Below are 19379 nucleotides of genomic sequence, written 5' to 3' on the forward strand. Positions count from 1 at the left end.
AGATGGGCTTTATCTCCTCTCGGCTATCGCCTATCACCTTGCGCCGTTTAGCGGCTTTCAAAGCCAACCGACGCGCACGCGTTTCGCTATGGTTATTTGGCGTGCTGTTTATTCTCAGCCTGTTCGCAGAACTCATTGCCAACGACAAACCTATCGTGATGCAGTACGACGGCCAATGGTATATACCGCTGCTCGTCGCCTATCCAGAAACAGAGTTCGGCGGTTTTTTACCCACACGAACCGACTACCTAGACCCCTTCATTCAGCAGCAAATTAACGAAAACGGCTGGGCTTTGTGGCCCCTTATCCCGTTCTCCTACCAAACGCTAGACATGCAGATGACCCAACCCTCCCCTGCACCGCCCGATGGCCGCCACTGGCTGGGCACCGACGACCAGGGGCGCGATGTGTTAGCACGTGTCATTTACGGGTTTCGGTTATCGGTGGTCTTTGCCTTAGTGCTCACCGCAGGCTCACTGGTTCTGGGTGTGCTGGTAGGGGGCATTCAGGGTTACTTCGGCGGCAAGGTGGATTTAATTGGGCAACGCATGACAGAAATATGGTCGGGGCTGCCGGTGCTTTTTTTACTGATTATTCTTGCAAGCTTTGTGCAGCCCGGTTTTTGGTGGCTACTGGGCATTATGCTGATGTTTTCGTGGCTGGGGCTGGTGGATATCGTACGCGCTGAGTTTTTGCGCGCCCGAAATCTGGAATACGTGCGCGCCGCAAAGGCGATGGGCCTGCCCTCTCGGCTAATTATGTGGCGGCATGTGCTACCTAACGCGATGGTGGCTACCCTTACCTTTATTCCCTTCTTATTCACTGGCGCTATCGGGACACTCACCGCTCTCGACTTTTTGGGGTTCGGCCTGCCCCCTGGGGCTCCTTCCCTCGGGGAACTGGCGGCACAAGGCAAAAACAACCTACACGCCCCTTGGCTAGGTATTACTGCCTTTATGACGTTAGCCTTTATGCTCTCGTTGCTGGTATTCATTGGCGAAGGCCTAAGGGATGCCTTCGACCCACGCCATGTGAAGCAGCACCCATCATCCGCCCAGGAAACCCAGCATGCCTAATCAGGTAAACACCGCTAAGCCGCTACTACGCTTAAACGAGTTTTCGGTTTCCTTCGATGGCAACGTGGTTGTCGACTCCCTTTCGCTCACTGTGAACGCGGGTGAAACGCTGGCCATTGTGGGTGAATCGGGCTCAGGCAAGTCGGTTTCTGCATTGGGTGCCATTAATTTACTACCCAGCAACGCCACTGTTCATGGTGAGCGGTGGCTAGAGGACATCGACTTAAATCAACTAACTGGCAGGGATTGGAACGGGGTGCGGGGAAACCGGGTTGGCTTTATTTTTCAAGAGCCCATGACCTCGCTTAACCCCTTACACCGCATTGGAAAGCAGATCGGTGAAACCTTGCGGCTTCACCAAGGGCTTAGCGGCCAAGCAGCTCGCATGCGCGCCAAATCGCTATTAGAGCAGGTCAAACTACCCCGCTCGGAAGAGTTGCTTGATGCATGGCCTCATCAACTTTCCGGTGGCCAGCGCCAGCGGGTGATGATTGCCATGGCAATTGCCAACAATCCAACACTGTTAATAGCCGATGAACCCACTACCGCCCTCGACGTCACCGTACAGCAGGAAATTCTAGCCCTGCTCAAAGAACTGCGTGACCAACATGGCATGGGTGTGTTGTTTATCAGCCACGATTTGAATCTCGTACGCCGCCACGCGGACAGGGTTTGCGTCATGTATCAAGGTAAGCTGCAGGAAGCCGGTAGCGTTACCGAGGTATTTAACAATCCGCAAAGCGACTACACAAAAGCGCTGATTGCCGCGGAGCCCGAAGGCCGGCCAGCAGCCCCGACCGATACCACACCGCTATTAACCACGCACCAGCTTAGCGTTAGTTTTAAGCGGCCTAAAACGGGGCTTTTTCAGCGCCAGCCACCCGCTTTTGAAGCCCTAAAAGCGACAAATTTAACTATTGCCCCTGGTGAAACCCTGGGCATTGTCGGGGAATCTGGCTCTGGCAAGACCACCCTTGCCTCGGCGATCATGCGTTTAGTGACTAGCCAAGGTGACGTCTCATTGGGCGATGCCACGCTAAGCCAACTCTCCGGCGATGCGCTAAGGCGCCAGCGTCATCGCTTACAAATGGTGTTTCAAGACCCTTACGGCGCACTTTCCCCGCGCATGTCCGTGTTTGATATTGTTAGCGAAGGTGTGCGGTTTCATTACCCTACTCTGTCGACCACAGAAGTCACCGAGCGGGTGCACCGAACGCTACGCGAAGTGGGCCTACCGGAAAGCTGTGCTGCGCGGTACCCTCACGAGTTTTCCGGCGGACAGCGACAGCGCATTGCCGTGGCGCGCGCCATCATTTTAGAACCAGAGTTGCTGGTATTGGATGAGCCAACCTCAGCGCTAGACCGTACCGTGCAGAAGCAGCTAGTGACGCTACTTCGCGAACTTCAGGCACGCCGCCAGCTAAGCTACCTGTTTATCAGTCACGACCTCGCCGTGGTTCGCGCCATGGCACACCGGATCATGGTGCTCAAGGATGGTGTCGTGGTTGAACAAGGGAACTGCCTTGAAGTACTTGCTACCCCTAAGCACGCTTATACCAAAGCGCTTATAGAAGCCGCCCATCTAAGCTAGCGTCTGCTTAACGCTCAGTTTTTGGCACTACTTGCTAACAGATGAACAGCCCCTATAGACCAGTACAAGATAACGGTATAAAAATGCTCATTGCTATTAAAACGCCCCACTGCAAAGCCATGCCAATGGGGCGCCGGAAAACTTTCGTCCATATAAGGCTAGAAACTAGCAATCTCTTCGGGCGTAAGCTCTCGCCATTCACCCGGCGCTAAGTCATCCGGCAGTACCACGTCGCCAATCGAACGTCGGTGCAGCGTGGTCACGTGATTACCTAAGGCAGCAAACATTCGTTTTACTTGGTGATAGCGCCCTTCGGTTATCGTCAGTTCGGCTTGTTGTGGCGTAATAAAGCGCAGCGTGGCGGGCTGAGTGGGTGTCTCTTCACCGTCTAGCATGATCCCTTCGGCCACCTGCTTCACCGCCCACTGAGCCGACTCATCCTCAAATGGCTCAGCCAAATCAGCAATATACACCTTCGCACAGCGATGGCGCGGAGAGGTCACCCGGTGGGACCACTGCCCATCGTCAGTCAACAATAACAGGCCGGTGGTGTCGACATCTAGCCGCCCTACCGGCTGTAGCCGCTCCACTTTCGGCAGGTCAATCAAGTCAATTACCCGTGGATAGAGCCCACGCCGAGCGGTGCACTCGACGTCCACCGGTTTATGCATCATCAGGTAACGCAGCCCGACTAATACCAGCGTTTCACCGTTGAGTTTTACTTCATCGTGGGCAGTATCTATCTGGGTCGCTGATTGCTTGATGAGTTCACCATTTAAGGTAACTTCTTCATTTTTCAGCGCCCGCTTGGCTAAGCTGCGGGTTAATGGAGTTGTTTCACTCAAGAAGCGATCAAGGCGCATTATTGACCCACTCCTGGCAGTAATGAAAAGCGGTCGGCATCTTGCCAAGCAGGAAATTTTTCACGAAAAGCATCTAGGTCCGTTTTATCTAGCGTCCCCGTTTCAATAAACGGAGCATTTGCGGGTTGGTCGATCAGCGGTTCCCCTTTGAAATCGACCAGCATGGAATCACCACTGTAGGCGAGTCCTTTAGCATCTTGACCCACTCGATTAACACCTACCACGTAGGCAAGGTTTTCAACCGCGCGAGCTTGAAGCAATGTACGCCAGGGTTGGCGCCTCGGGGCAGGCCAGTTGGCGACACACAGCAGCGCATCATACTCGAAATGCTCATCGTCTGCTGGCTGCTGACGCATCCAAACGGGAAAGCGTAGGTCGTAGCAAACGCTCAGTAGTAGCTTGAAGCCCTTTAATTCAACTAGCTGACGCTGCTTACCCATATCATAACGCTCGTGCTCACCTGCCATACGGAATAGGTGGCGTTTGTCATAATAGCGAAGGCTGCCCTCCGGCGTCGCCCAGACCATTCGATTGTAGTACTCGCCCTGGTCAACAATAGCGACGCTGCCGGTCATGACGCAGCCCCTCGCTTTGGCTTGGTTTTGAAGCCAAGAAACGCTCTGGCTCTCCTCCATTGGCTGGGCCATTTCCCGAGAGTTCATAGTGAAGCCCGTGGCAAACATTTCGGGCAACACAACAAGGTCGGTATCACGACTGTCCAGTTCCCCCAGCAACTTTTCAAGGTGTGTGTGATTTGCCTCGGGGTTTTCCCAGCGTAAATCACACTGTACTAGGCTCGTTCTCAGCTGACTCATGCCACCTCTCCTTTCGTCAGTGTCTTCGCTTATTGTGTGCTAGATTAGCATTTTAAATTAATGAGGCTGCTATGCTTCCACCTTCTTCCCGGGATCCCGAGGCGGTTAAAGGCGTTATGTTTGGCTTAACCGCTTACACCATGTGGGGCTGCTTTCCACTATTTTTTGCTCTGTTCCAGGGAATTCCTGCCTTTGAAATCCTTATTCACAGAATCCTCTGGTCGTGCCTTTTTTTAGTGGGCTTGATCAGCCTATTGCGGCGCTGGCCACCGGTGGTTGCGGCACTGGTAGAGCCTAAACGCTTAGGACGTGTATTAGCCTGCGCGCTGCTGATTGCGTTTAACTGGGGAATTTACATTTATGCCGTGGAAAGTAAGCAGGTACTTCAGGCCAGTTTAGGCTACTTTTTAACCCCATTGGTAAACGTGGCCCTTGGCATGCTGGTACTACGCGAAGTCATGGCGCGCCTGCAACTGGTGGCCCTTGGGTTAGCCAGCCTTGCTATTGGCATACAGTTTGTAATGCTTGGAGAACTTCCCTGGATTAGCCTGCTACTAGCACTAAGCTTCGGTAGCTATGGGCTATTTCGTAAGCAGGTCCCGTTAGACGGGCTTTCTGGCCTGTTTGTGGAAACGCTCCTGCTGTTTCCCCTTGCACTTATGGCGCTCACTTGGCTTAGCTGGCAAGGGGAGTCGCACTTTATCCATGATGCGCCGATGTCGATTCTACTGGTCATTAGCGGAGTGCTTACCGCGCTGCCACTGATGGCTTTTGCGGGAGCCGCACGCCGCTTACGACTCGCCACGCTTGGGTTTTTAATGTACATCAACCCGAGCATCCAGTTCTTGATTGCATTAACCGTTTTCGGTGAACCGCTTGGCCTTATTCAACTGGCAACCTTCTTGATGATCTGGACAGGCCTTGCACTCTACTCCTGGTCTTCCTGGCAATCACGCCCGCGTCAACCGAGGGTCAATTAGCGTTGGTTGGCTAGCGGGGGGCAGTACAGGAGTATCACGGTGGGTGACTTCGTCATGTACCGGGCAATAGCCAACACGGAAACCGCCCCAATGCTTGCCATTCACATAAATCGGCACTGAAAGGTCATGCATAATTTCTCCAGTGTCGCGCTTGTAGGTTTGTAACAGCAGCGGATTTTCATGGGCCCCACAGCGGCTGCCCGTTGGGTCATCGAAAATACGCTTACTACGACAGTACTTTAAGTCGTGATCAATATCGCCGGTGGGCTTCCGACTTACCGCCGCGTTGTGGGTAGGCACATAGCCTTTACGGTCACAAGCAATGGCGTAGCTCAGGCCAACTTGGGAAAGCAGCGGCTCTTGCAGGCTGTGCAGATGTTGATCGGTAAAGTCGTCAAACCCCGTATGGTAAAGCGGCGGCTGAGTGCCAGGGATGAGGCGATACTCCGGCTGAAATAACGCGTCCTGTGATAGCTGGCCACTCTCGATCCCTTTTTCAAATAACTTGCCTATTTGGTCGGCGGTGCGGCGCGCAGCGCTAAATACTTGCTGGTGCCGTCCTTCTAAACGCTGCTGTGCTAGCTCACCATCAACACCCTCTGCGGCATCCATTAATGCACGGGCTTGGGTGGCTAAATCGTGCATATTTCTGTTGCCTTCATCTACATCGTCTTCTAACTGGCGCAGGCTGTCCGCAACCGTTTGACTGTGCTCTCTGGTGCTGGCCATGGCTTCTGCCACGCTGGTAATTTCACGCTGCACATCGTCAAACTCCTGGGTAATTGTCGCCAGGCTGCCACCTACTTGCTGCAGTCCTTGTGAACGCTCGCGGATACGAGTCATTAACGACCCCATGGTAGCGACAACGCTATGCCCGCTTTGGTGCATGTCCTTAACAAGCTCATCGACGCTTTGGGTAGCCGTTGATGTTTTTAGCGCTAAATTACGCACTTCCCCGGCCACCACGGCAAACCCCTTGCCATGCTCACCTGCCCGCGCTGCCTCAATAGACGCATTAAGTGACAGCAAGTGGGTTTGTTCAGCAATGCCTTCAATCATGGAGGTGACATTACGCACGCGTTCAATTTTATCGTTAAGCGCCGTCAACATCTCAAGCGCTTGATCGGAGCGCTCGGCGACACCCGCCATATCAGTAATAATGTCAACCAATTCGCTATGGTTCAGGTGGCTCGACTGTCGAGCACTCTCAGCAAGCGAAGCCACCTGGGTAGCACTGGCGCTGACCTGCATAATGGCCGCGTTAATCGCACCCATGCTGGACGAGGCATCCCTGGCCATTACTTCTTGCTTGGATAGACGTTGATCCATCAAGTCGGCGTAGTGAGAAACCTCAGCCGAAGCAATGGCGGTTCTGCTGGCGCGGTTCATAAGCCTATAGGCCATCGCCCGCAAAGAAGCGTAGTCTCGCAGCGGTTTTAAACTACGCGTTGGCATTGCTAAACGGTTCTGATCGGCAGAATAAACGCTTTGCAACGCGCTGAGCATTAAGCCTGCGCCAGCCAATACAGCGCAGGCGACCGCGAGGTAGGGCAGCATATTTGCCTGTGACGCCAGCCAAACGGAAAGGCCCAGCAACCCCAACGGTACTAGCATAAAAATTAGTCGCATAAGAAACACTCTTTTTTAATTGACGTTATTGAGTAACGAAGCAATGCGAGAAAAAAGCAAACCCACCCCTATCCTCTAAACGATGCCATTTGGGGATTACTTATTTCCAAGCCAGCTTAACGGGTAATGCTAATGAAAGAAGTAGCACTTCGGGGGGAGATAACGGATTAGAAAAGATGATGCCCACAGCGAAAAAAACGATTATTAAGGTATAACGCGTTAAACTAATCAGCCATATTTCAACGACATTCCCTGCCAGCAGCTGTTGAGCACAGTAGGAGCATGCCTAGGAGCTTATGTTAAAGCGCTATTTACCTATTCTGACCTGGCTTCCTCATTACCATCGGCGTCTGCTTGGTGCCGATATCCTGGCGGGGCTAATCGTTACGGTGATGGTCATACCGCAGTCCCTGGCATATGCCTTGCTCGCAGGCTTGCCTGCCGTGGTTGGTTTGTATGCCAGCATTTTACCGCAGCTGGTCTATACGCTGTTAGGGACCAGCCGAACCTTAGCCGTGGGGCCGGTGGCTATTATTGCGTTAATGACCGGCGCCGCGCTCAGCTCTGTGGCCACCCCTGGCAGTGATGCGTACCTACAAGCAGCACTGGTGCTCTCGTTGCTCTCCGGGGGACTGCTGGTAGTGATGGGTGGGCTTAAAATGGGCTTTTTTAGCAACTTTTTAAGCCACCCGGTGATTTCAGGCTTTTTAACCGCCTCAGGTATTCTTATCGCTGCCAGTCAAGTGGGTAGCTTGCTCGGCATATCTAGCAGCGGTTTTACCTTGGTCGAGCGCCTGATGACCCTGCTGCCTAACGTGTCCAACGTTAACCCTTACACCTTTGCGATAGGAGGTGGCACTCTGGTGTTTCTGGTCACCTTGCGTCGTTTTGGCAAACAGGGACTTTGCGCCCTAGGTGTACCCAATTCGCTTGCTGATTTAACGGCCAAGGCGGGTCCTGTGTTTGCTGTCATCGCCACCACACTGGCCGCTTGGCACTGGCAATTAGCGGATGCGGGCGTGGCCGTGGTAGGCCATATTCCTAGCGGCCTGCCCGCCCTGAGTTTTCCCTGGGGGGATTCGTCGCTGTGGCGGGCGCTGTTAATTCCAGCGCTGTTGATTAGCTTAGTTGGGTTTGTGGAGTCGGTATCCATGGGGCAAATGCTTGCCGCTAAACGGCGCCAGCGTATTTCACCCAACCAAGAGCTAATCGGCTTAGGAGCTGCCAACTTAGCCGCTGGCGTTAGCAGCGGCATGCCAGTAACGGGCGGCCTTTCACGCACCGTCATTAACTATGATGCAGGCGCCCAAACGCCTGCGGCAGGTGCATTTGCCGCCTTGGGCATTGCACTGGTCACGCTGTCGTTTACCGGCTGGCTCTACTACCTGCCGATTGCCACCTTGGCCGCCACCATCACCGTGTCAATTTTGACGCTGGTAGATATCCCCATGCTACGCCAGACGTGGCGCTATTCACGCAGTGATTTTGCGGCCATGGCGGTCACCATTCTGCTCACGTTAGTTGAAGGTATTGAGGCGGGAATTATTGGCGGTGTAACGCTATCTATTGCCCTCTTCCTATATCGCACAAGTCGCCCCCATAGCGCGCTGGTGGGTCGGGTGCCCAATACTGAGCATTTTCGTAACATAGAGCGCCATGATGTAGAAACAGTCAGCACTGCGGCGCTTTTACGTATAGATGAAAGCCTCTATTTTGCCAATGCCCGCTATTTAGAAGATACCGTTTATAATCTAGTCGCCAGCCGCCCAGAGCTTGAACATGTCGTGCTCATTTGTTCAGCGGTAAACTTAATTGATGCCTCAGCCCTAGAAAGCCTAGAGGCCATAAATGCACGATTAAAAGACTCCGATGTAAAGCTCCACCTCTCCGAAGTAAAAGGGCCCGTCATGGATCAGCTTAAAAAAAGCGACTTCCTTGAAGCGCTTACCGGGCGCGTCTTCCTTAGCACCTACGCTGCATGGCGAGAATTTAGCTAATTTCTCCGAACTTACTACCTTGAAAAGCCAGGCAAATGCCTGGCTTTTTTGCGCAAAGTTCATGCTATTTAGGGTCGCTTGTTAGAACAGCGTTGACATATCCCTATGGGCTTACCTACTATCAGTCGACCACTTAGCAAAACCAAATACCGCATAGCAAAACATAAAGTAACTAAATGTAACCACAACCACAATAAAGGAGCATTTAAATGCGCCCACTCGCTCACCGATTACTGATTGCCGCTTTACCTTTATCACTGCTAGGCGCTGCAGTAAGCCACGCCAGTGAAGTTGACCTGCCACGCACCATGGCATGGACCGCCTACGGCACTAACTCCAGCGGCTATGCCCAAGCGGTTGCCATCGGCAACATGCTACAAAACAAATACGGTTCATCCGTGCGTATTTTGCCCGGCGACAACGATGTGTCTCGTATGACACCGCTTAAGCAAGGCCGAGTGGATTTGTGCGCCTGTGGGATCGCCAGCTACTACGGTGCGGAAGGCGTAATGATGTTTGCCGACCGCGACTGGGGGCCTCAGCCGCTACGCGTCATTACCACATCCACCGCTTCCTTTGGCCTATCCCTTGCGGTCGCCGGTGACTTAGACGTTGAAACGCCTGCTGACTTAGCAGGCAAACGCGTTGCCTATATTCGGGGTGACGATGCACTCAACAAAGGTACCGAGGCATACCTTGCTTTTGGTGGGCTAACCTGGGACGACGTTGAGCGCGTTGACTACCCCGGCTATGGCCGCTCTTTTGACGGCATCATCGCCGGCGATGTTGACGCCTCGTTCACCACGACAGTCACACCGCCTGCTCAGCAGCTTGCCAGCAGCCCCAGAGGTATTAGCTGGCCAGTGCTCGACCCAGAAGATGAAGCAGGCTGGGAGCGTATGGCGGCAGTGGCACCCTATTTCCGCCCCCATGAAGTCACCGCTGGTGCCGGTGGCATTAGCGCCGACAATCCCGTTCCAAGTGCCAGCTACCCCTACCCGATTGTGGTTGCTAATCAAGACCTAGATGACAACGTCGCCTACGGCCTGATCAAAGCAATGCAGGAAAATTTTGATGACTATAAAGACAATGCCCCGGGGGCACTTGGCTACGCCTTAGAGGAGCAAGACCTTCAGTGGGTGATGCCATTTCACGATGCAGTCGTGGAGTACTACAAAGAGATCGATGTGTGGACGGATGAAATGCAGGCGCATCAAGATCAGCTCGTTGAGCGTCAGAACGTTCTCTTAAGCGCATGGGAAAGCTTTATGCAGGATGCACCCAGTGATGCTGAGGCATTTGCTGCTGACTGGATGGAAGCACGCGCCACTGCGCTGAACGATGCTGGCTTCGAACCCATCTTCGAATAACCGGCTTGGGGGGCGGCGCTTGCCGCCCCTGCTGATGGATGAACCTCTTCATAACAATAGACACTCAGCCATGACCACAGATACCTCGCCATGACCAAAAATACCGCGCCCGCCTCTACGCAACAAGTGAAAGAAAAGATCAGCCAAATTCGTCAGCTTCCGTCGGCGATACGCTGGATTCCAGCCACTGTCACCGTCGCTTTAATGCTGATGACGCTGGACTACTTATTCAATATCGGCTGGCTTACCTTTGTGACGGGTCTGGAGACGCAGTTCTATTACGCTGTCGTTGCCTTGCTTTTGCCGCTGGTTTTTTTGCTATGGCCTATGCGCAGCAGCCTACAAGATCGCCCTATTCCCTGGTACGACTACTTACTTAGCGCCATAACGCTCACTGTCGGCGGCTATTTTGTTTATAACGCGGTACCTATTTTAGAACGCGGTTGGGCGTTTGCTGCACCTGACCTCGCTATCTACGCCAGCTACGCCTATTGGCTGCTGATTATTGAAGCAGCTCGACGTGCAGGTGGCTTACCTATCGCCATTATTGCCGGGTTGTTCTCACTCTACCCATTGGTGGCCGATATTGTCCCCGGCCCAATTCAAGCGTTTCCATCGACCCTTGAACAAACCGCCATGTACCACACCATGAGCACTGAAAGCATCATGGGCGTACCGCTGCAAGCATTTGCGGGCCTAGTGATCGGCTTTCTGGTATTTGGCGTGGTGCTGCAGAAAAGCGGTGGCGGTAAATTTTTTATTAACCTGGCCTTTGCACTATTAGGACATGTCCGCGGTGGCCCTGCCAAAGTATCGATTTTCTCAAGTGGCTTAATGGGCTCAATGAGCGGCAGTGTGATCAGCAACGTGCTGACTACCGGTGTTTTGTCGATTCCGGCGATGCGACGCATTGGCATGACCCGCTCTTTTGCTGGGGGTGTAGAAGCCTGCGCCTCTACCGGCGGTGTATTAATGCCACCCGTTATGGGTGCCACCGCCTTTGTTATGGCAATGTTTTTGGATATTCCTTACTCCACTATTGCTCTTGCCGCAGTTATTCCTTCGGTACTCTATTTTTTGGGATTATTTATACAGATCGACGCTTACGCGGCGCGTAACGATATTAAAGGCTTGCCTGTGGTTGAGCTGCCTTCGCTTTGGCAAACCCTAAAAGAGGGCTGGTACTTTATCTTCGTGTTCGCGCTCTTGGTGTGGATGTTACTGGTGATGCAACGAGAAGCCGTTGCACCCTTTTACGCAACAGCGCTACTGCTGGTTCTTAACCAACTCTCAAAACATAACCGCTGGGGCTGGAAGGATGTTGGCGATACGTTGTCGTCTGCCGCCAAGCTGTTTGCTGAGCTAATTGCCATTTTGGCGGGTGTAGGCATGCTGGTGGGCGCGCTTTCCATGACCGGCCTTTCCGGCACCATTGCCAACGACTTTATCAACATCGCCGGTGGCAGCGTGCCACTTCTGCTGATCATGGGTGCCGTAACCAGTTTCGTGCTAGGTATTGGAATGACGGTTACCGCGGCCTATATCTTCCTGGCGGTGGCGCTAGCCCCGGCACTCATTCAAGGCGGAGGCCTTGATCCCATGGCGGTACACATGTTCATCCTCTATTGGGGCATGTTGAGTTTTATTACGCCACCCGTGGCACTCGGTGCTTTTGCCGCAGCGACCGTGGCTGGCGCTCGGCCAATGGCAACCGGCCTACAGGCCATGCGCTTAGGCAGCGTGATTTACTTTATCCCTTTCCTGTTTGTCCTTAATCCCGCGCTGATTATGCAGGGCGAGCCGTTGACGATAGTGGCCGTGTTTATCCAAGCGGTGATTGGCATCATTCTATTTGCATCAGCGATGCAGGGTTATCTGATTGGGATCGGCCGTCTCGGCTATGGCGTACTACAAGAGACCATCATCCGCGGCCTGATCTTAATCGCGGGACTGCTGCTGGCCCTGCCCGGCGGAGGCATGGTGCCGCTAAGCCAGCTTGAACTGCTTGGCATGGCCGTCGCAGCGCTAATTCCTGGCGTGCTACTAGCGCGCTTAAGCCAGCGCCACCATCAGCGCTCACATTCAGCTAGCGCTTAATGTGAGCAACGACAACCTGAGGAGTTTTATGCACACAAAAACAAAAATCTCATTTAAATTAAGCGGAGTAGCGATTGGTATTTTGTTCGCGGGCCAAGCGGTTGCTATGCCTAATGCGCTTAACTGGACTGCCTACGGCACCGGAACCAGTGGCCACGCGCAAATCATGGCCATCAGTCAGCTACTGCAGGAAGAGTACGGCACCCAATCTCGCGTTATTCCTGGCGAGAACGACACAATGCGCATGACGCCTTTAAAAACAGGCCGGGTTGACCTTTGCGCCTGCGGCATTGCCAGCTACTACGGTTCTGAAGGCGTTATGATGTTTGCAGGCCCCGACTGGGGGCCACAGCCTATTCGCGTTATTTCCACGTCCATAGCCACTTTTGGCTTAGGTATGGCTGTGGCAGGTGACGTTGAGATTGACTCAATCGCTGACCTTGAGGGTAAACGACTGGCCTACCTACGAGGAGACGATGCCCTCAACAAGGCCGCAGAGGCGTATTTGGCGTTTGCCGGTCTGACGTGGGATGACGTTGAACGCGTTGACTTCCCCGGCTACAACGCAGCCTTTGATGGCATAATCAGCGGTCGAGCCGATGCTGCTATCACCACCACCGTCACGCCAGCTGCGCAGCGCCTTTCTGCCAGCCCTCGCGGATTACAGTGGCCTACATTACCCACAGAAGATAAAGACGGCTGGGAGCGCATGCTCGACGTCGCACCCTACTTTCAGCCCCACGACGTTACTGCAGGGGCTGGTATTAATGCCGACGCCCCACTCGCCAGCGCAAGCTACCCTTACCCCATTATGGTCAGCAATGCCGACCTTGCTCCAGAAACTGCGCGCGGGTTGATCACCACGCTGACTGAATCATTTGATGACTATAAAGACAACGCCCCAGGTGCAAGCGGCTATGCGCTGGAAAATCAGAACATGACCTGGGTGGTGCCTTTTCACGATGCGGTTGTTGACTATTATCGAGACACTGGCGTCTGGACAGAGGCAATGGAAGAGCATCAAAAAGCACTGGTCGAGCGCCAGGCACTTCTGATGGATACCTGGGAAAGCTATAAAGCAGATGCCCCGGAGGACGAAGAAGCCTTTATAGCGGGATGGATGACAGCGCGTCGCGCGGCGTTGGAAAACGCCAGCATGAATCCCGTCTTTTAAAAACCCTTCTAAAAATGTCGCCTCAGTAGGCGGCGGCATTTTTTCTAATGCTAAAAGCAGTTATTTCGCAACCGCTTAATTCTGCATTGCGGAACACAATTCTACTATATTGACTAAGCTGCCCTGTTTCGTCATTATTCAATCATTATTCATTCCAATAAATAATCATAAGTTTCGCCATGCGAAACATTGGAGCAATTCATGTCTGTTCATTACCAGCGTCACGGCGATGTAGGCGTTATTCACATTGCCAATCCACCGGTTAACGCATTGGGGCACGCCGTGCGCAGTGGCTTAGTGAAGGCACTTGAAGAAGGTATCGCTGACTCGCAAGCCAAAGCGCTGGTAGTGTTAGCTGATGGCCGCACCTTTATTGCCGGTGCAGATATTAAAGAATTCGGCAAACCTCCCCAGGCTCCTTTGCTGCCCGATGTTATTACCCAACTGGAAGCCTGTTCTAAACCGTTAATTGCCTCTCTACATGGCACCGCCCTAGGCGGTGGCTTAGAAGTTGCGTTGGGCTGTCACTATCGTGTGGCACTGAAGGGCACTCGCGTTGGGTTGCCTGAGGTGAAGCTTGGCTTACTGCCCGGCGCGGGGGGTACACAACGGTTACCACGCTTGGTTGGCGTCGAGCGCGCGTTGGAGATAATCACTAGCGGGCGTTTTGTAGAAGCTGAAGAAGCCCTTGAAGCAGGCATTATAGATGCCATTAGTGATGCCCAAACGCCCCTGGAAGCAGGTTTAGCTGCCGCTGAGCAGGTGCTCACAGGCAGGCAAACGTCACGCATCACCGGAGAGCTTCCTGCCCCTGCGGCGAATCCACAGGCGATTGCCTCTACCCTGCAACAGTTAAACCAAGACGCTTCAGCGCTTTTTTCACCCTTTCGCATTGTAGAAGCGATCGAGGCCTGCGTGACTGCAGCGTCACTTCAGGACGGCTTGCGTCGCGAGCGGGAGCTGTTTCTGGCCTGCATGGACTCACCCCAGCGCGCAGGCCTTATTCACCTCTTTTTTGCCGCGCGCAGCCCCCACCTAGTGCCCAACGTTGAGAGCGCCAGCGCATTTAGCAACGTCGCGTTAATCGGACAGCATCCGCTATTTGAACGTCTGCAAAAAGCCGCCCATCGGGCAGGCATTACCTTAACCAGCGCGCCAAACAGTGACACTGAGCTATGCCTCGTTGCCCCGAATAGCGCCAATAGCGTTGCCACCGAATGTCCCGTTATCACGATGGAAGCCATTGACACTCATGGTGGCAACAGTAAAAACGGCGGCAAGGACACAGCGCTTAGCCTGATCGTTGCTGATAACGGCAGCATGGTTGAGCTGGTCGACCTAAGTGCAGGGCCACTGATCCAACAACAGGCTGCACTTACGCTGAAAGCACTTCGCCTAAACGTAGTGGTTAGCCAACAGCAAAGCCTGCTGAAGACAATGTATGAAGCCATCCAACAGGCGCCAGCCAGCGACAAGCAAACAGCCCTTGAACGGGTGAGCGTGGGTATTTCAGAACAGGGCTTCTGCTATCGCGCAAGCGACATTGATTTGCTGGCCGTGGAAGCGTTCGGCTACCCACGCCACCTGGGCGGTCCTCATCGTCAAGCTACCCTCTCAAAAATAGTCTCAAAGGCTGGCTCAACGGCTAATTCAACTGCTAAGGACGACTAACATGAACCTCACCTTTAGCCCCGAAGAGCAGGCGTTTCGCGAAGAAGTGCGGCGCTTTCTGGCGGATGCGTTACCCAGCGATATCAGCGAACGCGTGCGCCTAGGGCGTCACCTTAGCGCTGATGACCACCTGCGCTGGCAGAATATTCTCAGCGAGCAGGGTTGGCTGGCATCTAACTGGCCAAAGGAGCACGGCGGCCCAGGTTGGGGGCCGGTGCAGCGGCATATATTCGATGAAGAGTGCGCCGCTGCTCACGCGCCAACGGTGGTTCCTTTTGGCGTCAACATGGTGGCCCCCGTCCTCATGAAATTTGGCAGCACAGAACAGCAGCAGCACTACCTGCCGCGTATTTTGAGTAACCAGGACTGGTGGTGCCAAGGCTATTCCGAGCCCGGCGCTGGCTCTGACTTAGCAGGTCTGAATACCCGTGCCGTGCGGGACGGTGATCACTATATTGTTAACGGTCAGAAGACCTGGACCACGTTGGGTCAGCACGCCAACATGCTGTTCTGTTTGGTACGCACCGATCCCGATGCCAAGAAGCAGGCCGGCATTAGCTTTTTGCTGATTGATATGCAGACGCCTGGTATTACCGTGCGGCCAATTATTACCCTCGATGGTGCTCACGAAGTTAACGAAATCTTTTTAGACAATGTTCGTGTGCCGATTGAAAACCGCGTTGGTGAAGAAGGCCAGGGCTGGACCTGCGCCAAGTTTTTGCTTACCCATGAGCGCACCGGCATTGCCGGGCTCGGTCACGCTAAGCAGGCCCTGCGGCATTTAAAGTCACTGGCCAGCCGCATTCAGCATCGCGGCAAGCCGCTGCTGGCGCTGCCCAGCTTTCGTCAGCGGGTGGTGAAGGCCGAGCTTGAGCTAATGGCGCTGGAAGTCACCAATTTACGTGTGATTGCCGCTGCCCGTGACGGCGGCGCACCCGGCGCAGAAAGCTCACTGCTAAAAGTACGTGGCTCGGAACTTCGCCAAGAACTAAGTGAACTCACTCGGCGCGCGCTTGGCCCCGCCGCACTGCCCTTCTTTCCTGAGTTCCTGCATGGCGATGAACGCTTAGATGATGCCTACACGCAAAGCGCTGCGGCAAGTGCCCAGTATTTAAACCGTCGCAAGCTATCAATTTATGGCGGCTCCAACGAAATACAAAAAAGTATTGTCGCCAAAACAATTTTAGAAATGTGAGGTCACCATGGATTTTGCTTTAACCGACGAGCAGCGCATGCTCGAAGAGACGCTTACTCGCTTGGTGACTGACCAAGTATCCCCCGAACAGCGCCGTTCAATGCTCAGCAGCGCTAACGCTGAACGCTCCCCACTGTGGCACACCTTTGCTGAGCTGGGCCTGCTGCATATGCCCTTCAGCGAAGACGTTGGCGGCTTAGGCGGCGACGGCACCGACCTAATGATAATCATGCAGGCACTCGGCCGCGGCCTAGTGCCTGAAGCTTACTTAGCTGGCCTAGTATTACCAGGCCAGCTATTAGCGCTTACTGCCAACGGCGAACAGCAAAAACGTTGGCTCACTCCGCTGCTGGAAGGCGAGCATCAGCTGGCATTGGCCTGGCAGGAGCATGACGCCCGCTACGATGCGTTTGACGTGTCCACCCACGCCGCTCAACGTGACGGCCAGTGGCATATCAACGGCAGAAAGGACGTGGTTCTTAACCTGGGGGCCGCTGCAGCCACTTTGGTAATCGCCCGATTAGACAGCGGTAAATTAGCGCTATTTGTGGTGCCCCACAATACCGCAGGTACATCTTCGCACCTCTACCTGACCATGGACGACCAGCCCGCCGGTGATCTAACGCTAGATAACGTCACGCTGCCGCCAGAAAACTGCTTGAGCGAAGATGTCAGCGATGCACTGGCCGATTTGCTAGCCCTTGGCCGCGCCGCACTATGCGCGCAGGCTATTGGTGCCATGGAAGAGGCCTGCGACCAAACGCTTGCCTATTTAAAAGAACGCAAGCAGTTTGGTTTGCCGCTATCGACCTTCCAGGCGCTTCAGCACCGTATGGTGGATATGCACCTGCATCTGGAGCAGTCCCGCTCCATGGCCATTTTAGCCGCCACTAGCCTTACGCTGCCTGCCAGCGAACGGGATTATAAAATTGCCGCAGCCAAAGCTTATTGCGGTGAGTCGGCACGCTTTATTGCCGAGCAGGCGATTCAACTTCACGGCGGCATGGGCATGACAGAAGAGTGCTATGTGGCTCACTACGCTAAACACCTAGTAATGTTTGATCACTACCTAGGCGACAGTGACTACCACCTTGAAACGGTCAGCGATCTATTAGACGTCGCCTAAGGCGGCCTTAGAAAGTTGATAAAGGAGCGATACATGTCAGATCACCCCAGCCAGTTAGTGACTGTCAGCGCTATTGAAAACGGCGTAGTAGAAGTCGCCATTGCACGTCCTGAAGTACGTAATGCCCTTAATGAAGACACCGCCCTAGCGCTCAACAAAGCGCTGTCGGCGGTAGCCGCCAATGAGCAGATACGATGCGTCATCCTTAGCGGCGAGGGCAGCTCTTTTTGTGCCGGTGCTGACCTGGCGGAGTTTGAGAAGGCATCGTCTCAACCGGCTAGCGAACGATTGGAGACGCTCTTCTTACCTGCTCTACGCGGTTTGATGGCAATGAATAAGCCCGTCATTGCGGCAGTGTCCGGTGCAGCAGCAGGTATTGGTGTTTCTTATGTTCTCGCCAGCGATATGGTAGTAATGGGGCGATCAGCCTACCTGAAGCTTGCCTTTATTAATATTGGCTTGATTCCCGATGGCGGCGCCTGTTGGCATTTAGTACGCAAGCTTGGTCACGCCCAGGCCTTTGAAATGGCCGCCTTGGCGACGCCGATTTCAGCAGAGCGATGCTTGGAACTCGGCTTGGCCAATCGAGCGGTTGAAGATGACCAGGTGTTACAGGAAGCTCGCACGCTCGCAAAAATGCTGGTTGAACAGTCAACCCAGGCACTAAGCGCCACCAAGCGAGCGTTGCGTGAAGCAGCGCAACGCTCGCTAAGTGACACCATGGCATTAGAAGGCGAGCTTCAAGATCAGTGCAAAGCGTCTGAAGAGTTTCAGGCGCGGCTAGCCGCGTTTCGTCAAAGCCGCCGCAAATGAGATTGCGCTTTCTCCAAGGCCTTCTGGTAATCATCACGTAGCGTGGTCACTTCTTCGGCCACGCTATTAAGCGTTGCAATACCACCTACGCCCTGGCCCGCGCCCCAAATATCCCGCCATGCTTTTGCTTTACTGCTACCCCCTGAACCATAGCGCATTGAGGCTTTATCGCCTTCAGGCAGCGCATCAGGATCCAACCCCGCCTGCTCAATACTTTGCCGTAGGTAGTTACCGTGCACGCCAGTAAATAGGTTGGTATATACAATGTCTCCTGCCCCCGCCTCCAGTACCATCTGCTTATAGGCCGCTTGGGCGTTGGCTTCCTGGGTGGCAATAAAGCGCGTACCCATATACACAAAATCCACGCCTAGCGCCTGGGCAGCCGCTATTTGCTCACCGCTGGTAATGGCCCCCGCTAACACCAGCGGACCATCATAGAAACGGCGAACCTCAGCGACAAACGCAAAGGGGTTTAATCGCCCCGCATGACCACCCGCGCCGTGGCATACCAGTATCAGCCCATCGACACCCGCATCAATGGCTTTCTTGGCGTGCCGCAACGTGGTGACATCGTGAAAAACCAGTCCACCATAGGCGTGCACCTGCTCCACTACCTGATTAGGTGCATGCAGGCTAGTAATCACCAGGGGCACCTTAAACTCGGCGCACAGTGCAACATCGTGCTCTAGGCGATCGTTAGTGGGGTGCACAATTTGGTTAACCGCAAAGGGTGCTGAGGGCTTATCGGGGTGCTGCTCGTCATAGTCAGCCAGTGTTTGGGTAATGTGCTGTAGCCAATCACGGAGCGCTTCGGCGGGCCGAGCATTTAATGCCGGAAAGGCACCGATGATCCCTGATTGGCACTGGGCAATCACTAATTCAGGCCCAGAGACGATAAACATAGGGGAGCCAATTACCGGCAGAGTTAACGAGGCAGTTAGGCGCGTTAGCATAGGACAACTCACTGGTTGTTATTGTGTGA

General features: G+C 54.0%; 15 protein-coding genes. 11 read left to right on the forward strand and 4 right to left on the reverse strand.

Features of this window, described 5'->3' with window-relative positions; all coding sequences use genetic code 11:
* Nucleotides 1-2 precede the first annotated feature (2 nt).
* Nucleotides 3-1076, forward strand: coding sequence for an ABC transporter permease (locus BB497_12880; protein ID AVI63530.1), 1074 nt, complete (start codon nt 3-5; stop codon nt 1074-1076).
* The gene (locus BB497_12885) at nt 1069-2667 is read left to right on the forward strand and encodes a microcin ABC transporter ATP-binding protein (protein ID AVI63531.1); all 1599 of its coding nucleotides are present in this window, start codon (nt 1069-1071) and stop codon (nt 2665-2667) included. Before BB497_12880 ends, BB497_12885 begins: the two co-directional genes overlap by 8 nt.
* A 158-nt stretch (nt 2668-2825) precedes the next feature.
* Here the strand turns inward: BB497_12885 and BB497_12890 are convergent, their stop codons facing one another.
* Nucleotides 2826-3530 carry a 16S rRNA pseudouridine(516) synthase gene (locus BB497_12890; GenBank protein ID AVI63532.1) on the reverse strand — a complete coding sequence of 235 codons (705 nt, stop codon included), beginning with the start codon at nt 3528-3530 and terminating at the stop codon, nt 2826-2828.
* Nucleotides 3530-4345 (reverse strand): amidohydrolase, encoded by an 816-nt coding sequence (locus BB497_12895; protein ID AVI63533.1) that lies wholly within the window; start codon nt 4343-4345, stop codon nt 3530-3532. Before BB497_12895 ends, BB497_12890 begins: the two co-directional genes overlap by 1 nt.
* A gap of 71 nt (nt 4346-4416) precedes the next feature.
* Here BB497_12895 and BB497_12900 point away from each other — a divergent pair, with 71 nt between their 5' ends.
* Nucleotides 4417-5325, forward strand: a complete 909-nt coding sequence (locus tag BB497_12900) for a chloramphenical resistance permease RarD (protein ID AVI63534.1) — start codon at nt 4417-4419, stop codon at nt 5323-5325.
* Here the strand turns inward: BB497_12900 and BB497_12905 are convergent.
* Nucleotides 5296-6954, reverse strand: a complete 1659-nt coding sequence (locus BB497_12905; protein ID AVI63535.1) for a chemotaxis protein — start codon at nt 6952-6954, stop codon at nt 5296-5298. The two genes, BB497_12900 and BB497_12905, sit on opposite strands and share 30 nt — an antisense overlap.
* Before the next feature lie 296 nt (nt 6955-7250).
* Here BB497_12905 and BB497_12910 point away from each other — a divergent pair, with 296 nt between their 5' ends.
* From BB497_12910 to BB497_12945, 8 genes are all read left to right on the forward strand, one after another.
* Entirely contained in the window at nt 7251-8951 is a 1701-nt protein-coding gene (locus tag BB497_12910; GenBank protein AVI63536.1) for a sodium-independent anion transporter, read from the forward strand.
* Between the two features lie 209 nt (nt 8952-9160).
* Entirely contained in the window at nt 9161-10321 is a 1161-nt protein-coding gene (locus BB497_12915; protein ID AVI63537.1) for a C4-dicarboxylate ABC transporter substrate-binding protein, read from the forward strand.
* Nucleotides 10322-10411: 90 nt separating this feature from the next.
* Entirely contained in the window at nt 10412-12418 is a 2007-nt protein-coding gene (locus tag BB497_12920; GenBank protein ID AVI63538.1) for a C4-dicarboxylate ABC transporter, read from the forward strand.
* Nucleotides 12419-12446: 28 nt separating this feature from the next.
* Nucleotides 12447-13592, forward strand: a complete 1146-nt coding sequence (locus BB497_12925) for a C4-dicarboxylate ABC transporter substrate-binding protein (GenBank protein AVI63539.1) — start codon at nt 12447-12449, stop codon at nt 13590-13592.
* A 201-nt stretch (nt 13593-13793) separates the two neighbouring features.
* Nucleotides 13794-15263, forward strand: coding sequence for a 3-hydroxyacyl-CoA dehydrogenase (locus tag BB497_12930; GenBank protein ID AVI63540.1), 1470 nt, complete (start codon nt 13794-13796; stop codon nt 15261-15263).
* Between the two features lies 1 nt (nt 15264).
* Nucleotides 15265-16458, forward strand: coding sequence for a pimeloyl-CoA dehydrogenase large subunit (locus BB497_12935; GenBank protein ID AVI63541.1), 1194 nt, complete (start codon nt 15265-15267; stop codon nt 16456-16458).
* A gap of 7 nt (nt 16459-16465) precedes the next feature.
* Nucleotides 16466-17584, forward strand: coding sequence for an acyl-CoA dehydrogenase (locus BB497_12940; protein ID AVI63542.1), 1119 nt, complete (start codon nt 16466-16468; stop codon nt 17582-17584).
* Nucleotides 17585-17617: 33 nt separating this feature from the next.
* Nucleotides 17618-18397 carry an enoyl-CoA hydratase gene (locus BB497_12945; GenBank protein ID AVI63543.1) on the forward strand — a complete coding sequence of 260 codons (780 nt, stop codon included), beginning with the start codon at nt 17618-17620 and terminating at the stop codon, nt 18395-18397.
* Here the strand turns inward: BB497_12945 and BB497_12950 are convergent.
* Nucleotides 18379-19350 (reverse strand): 2-nitropropane dioxygenase, encoded by a 972-nt coding sequence (locus BB497_12950; GenBank protein ID AVI63544.1) that lies wholly within the window; start codon nt 19348-19350, stop codon nt 18379-18381. The two genes, BB497_12945 and BB497_12950, sit on opposite strands and share 19 nt — an antisense overlap.
* Nucleotides 19351-19379: the final 29 nt, after the last annotated feature.

Source organism: Halomonas sp. GFAJ-1 (assembly GCA_002966495.1).
In the GTDB taxonomy this organism is placed as follows: Bacteria; Pseudomonadota; Gammaproteobacteria; order Pseudomonadales; family Halomonadaceae; genus Vreelandella.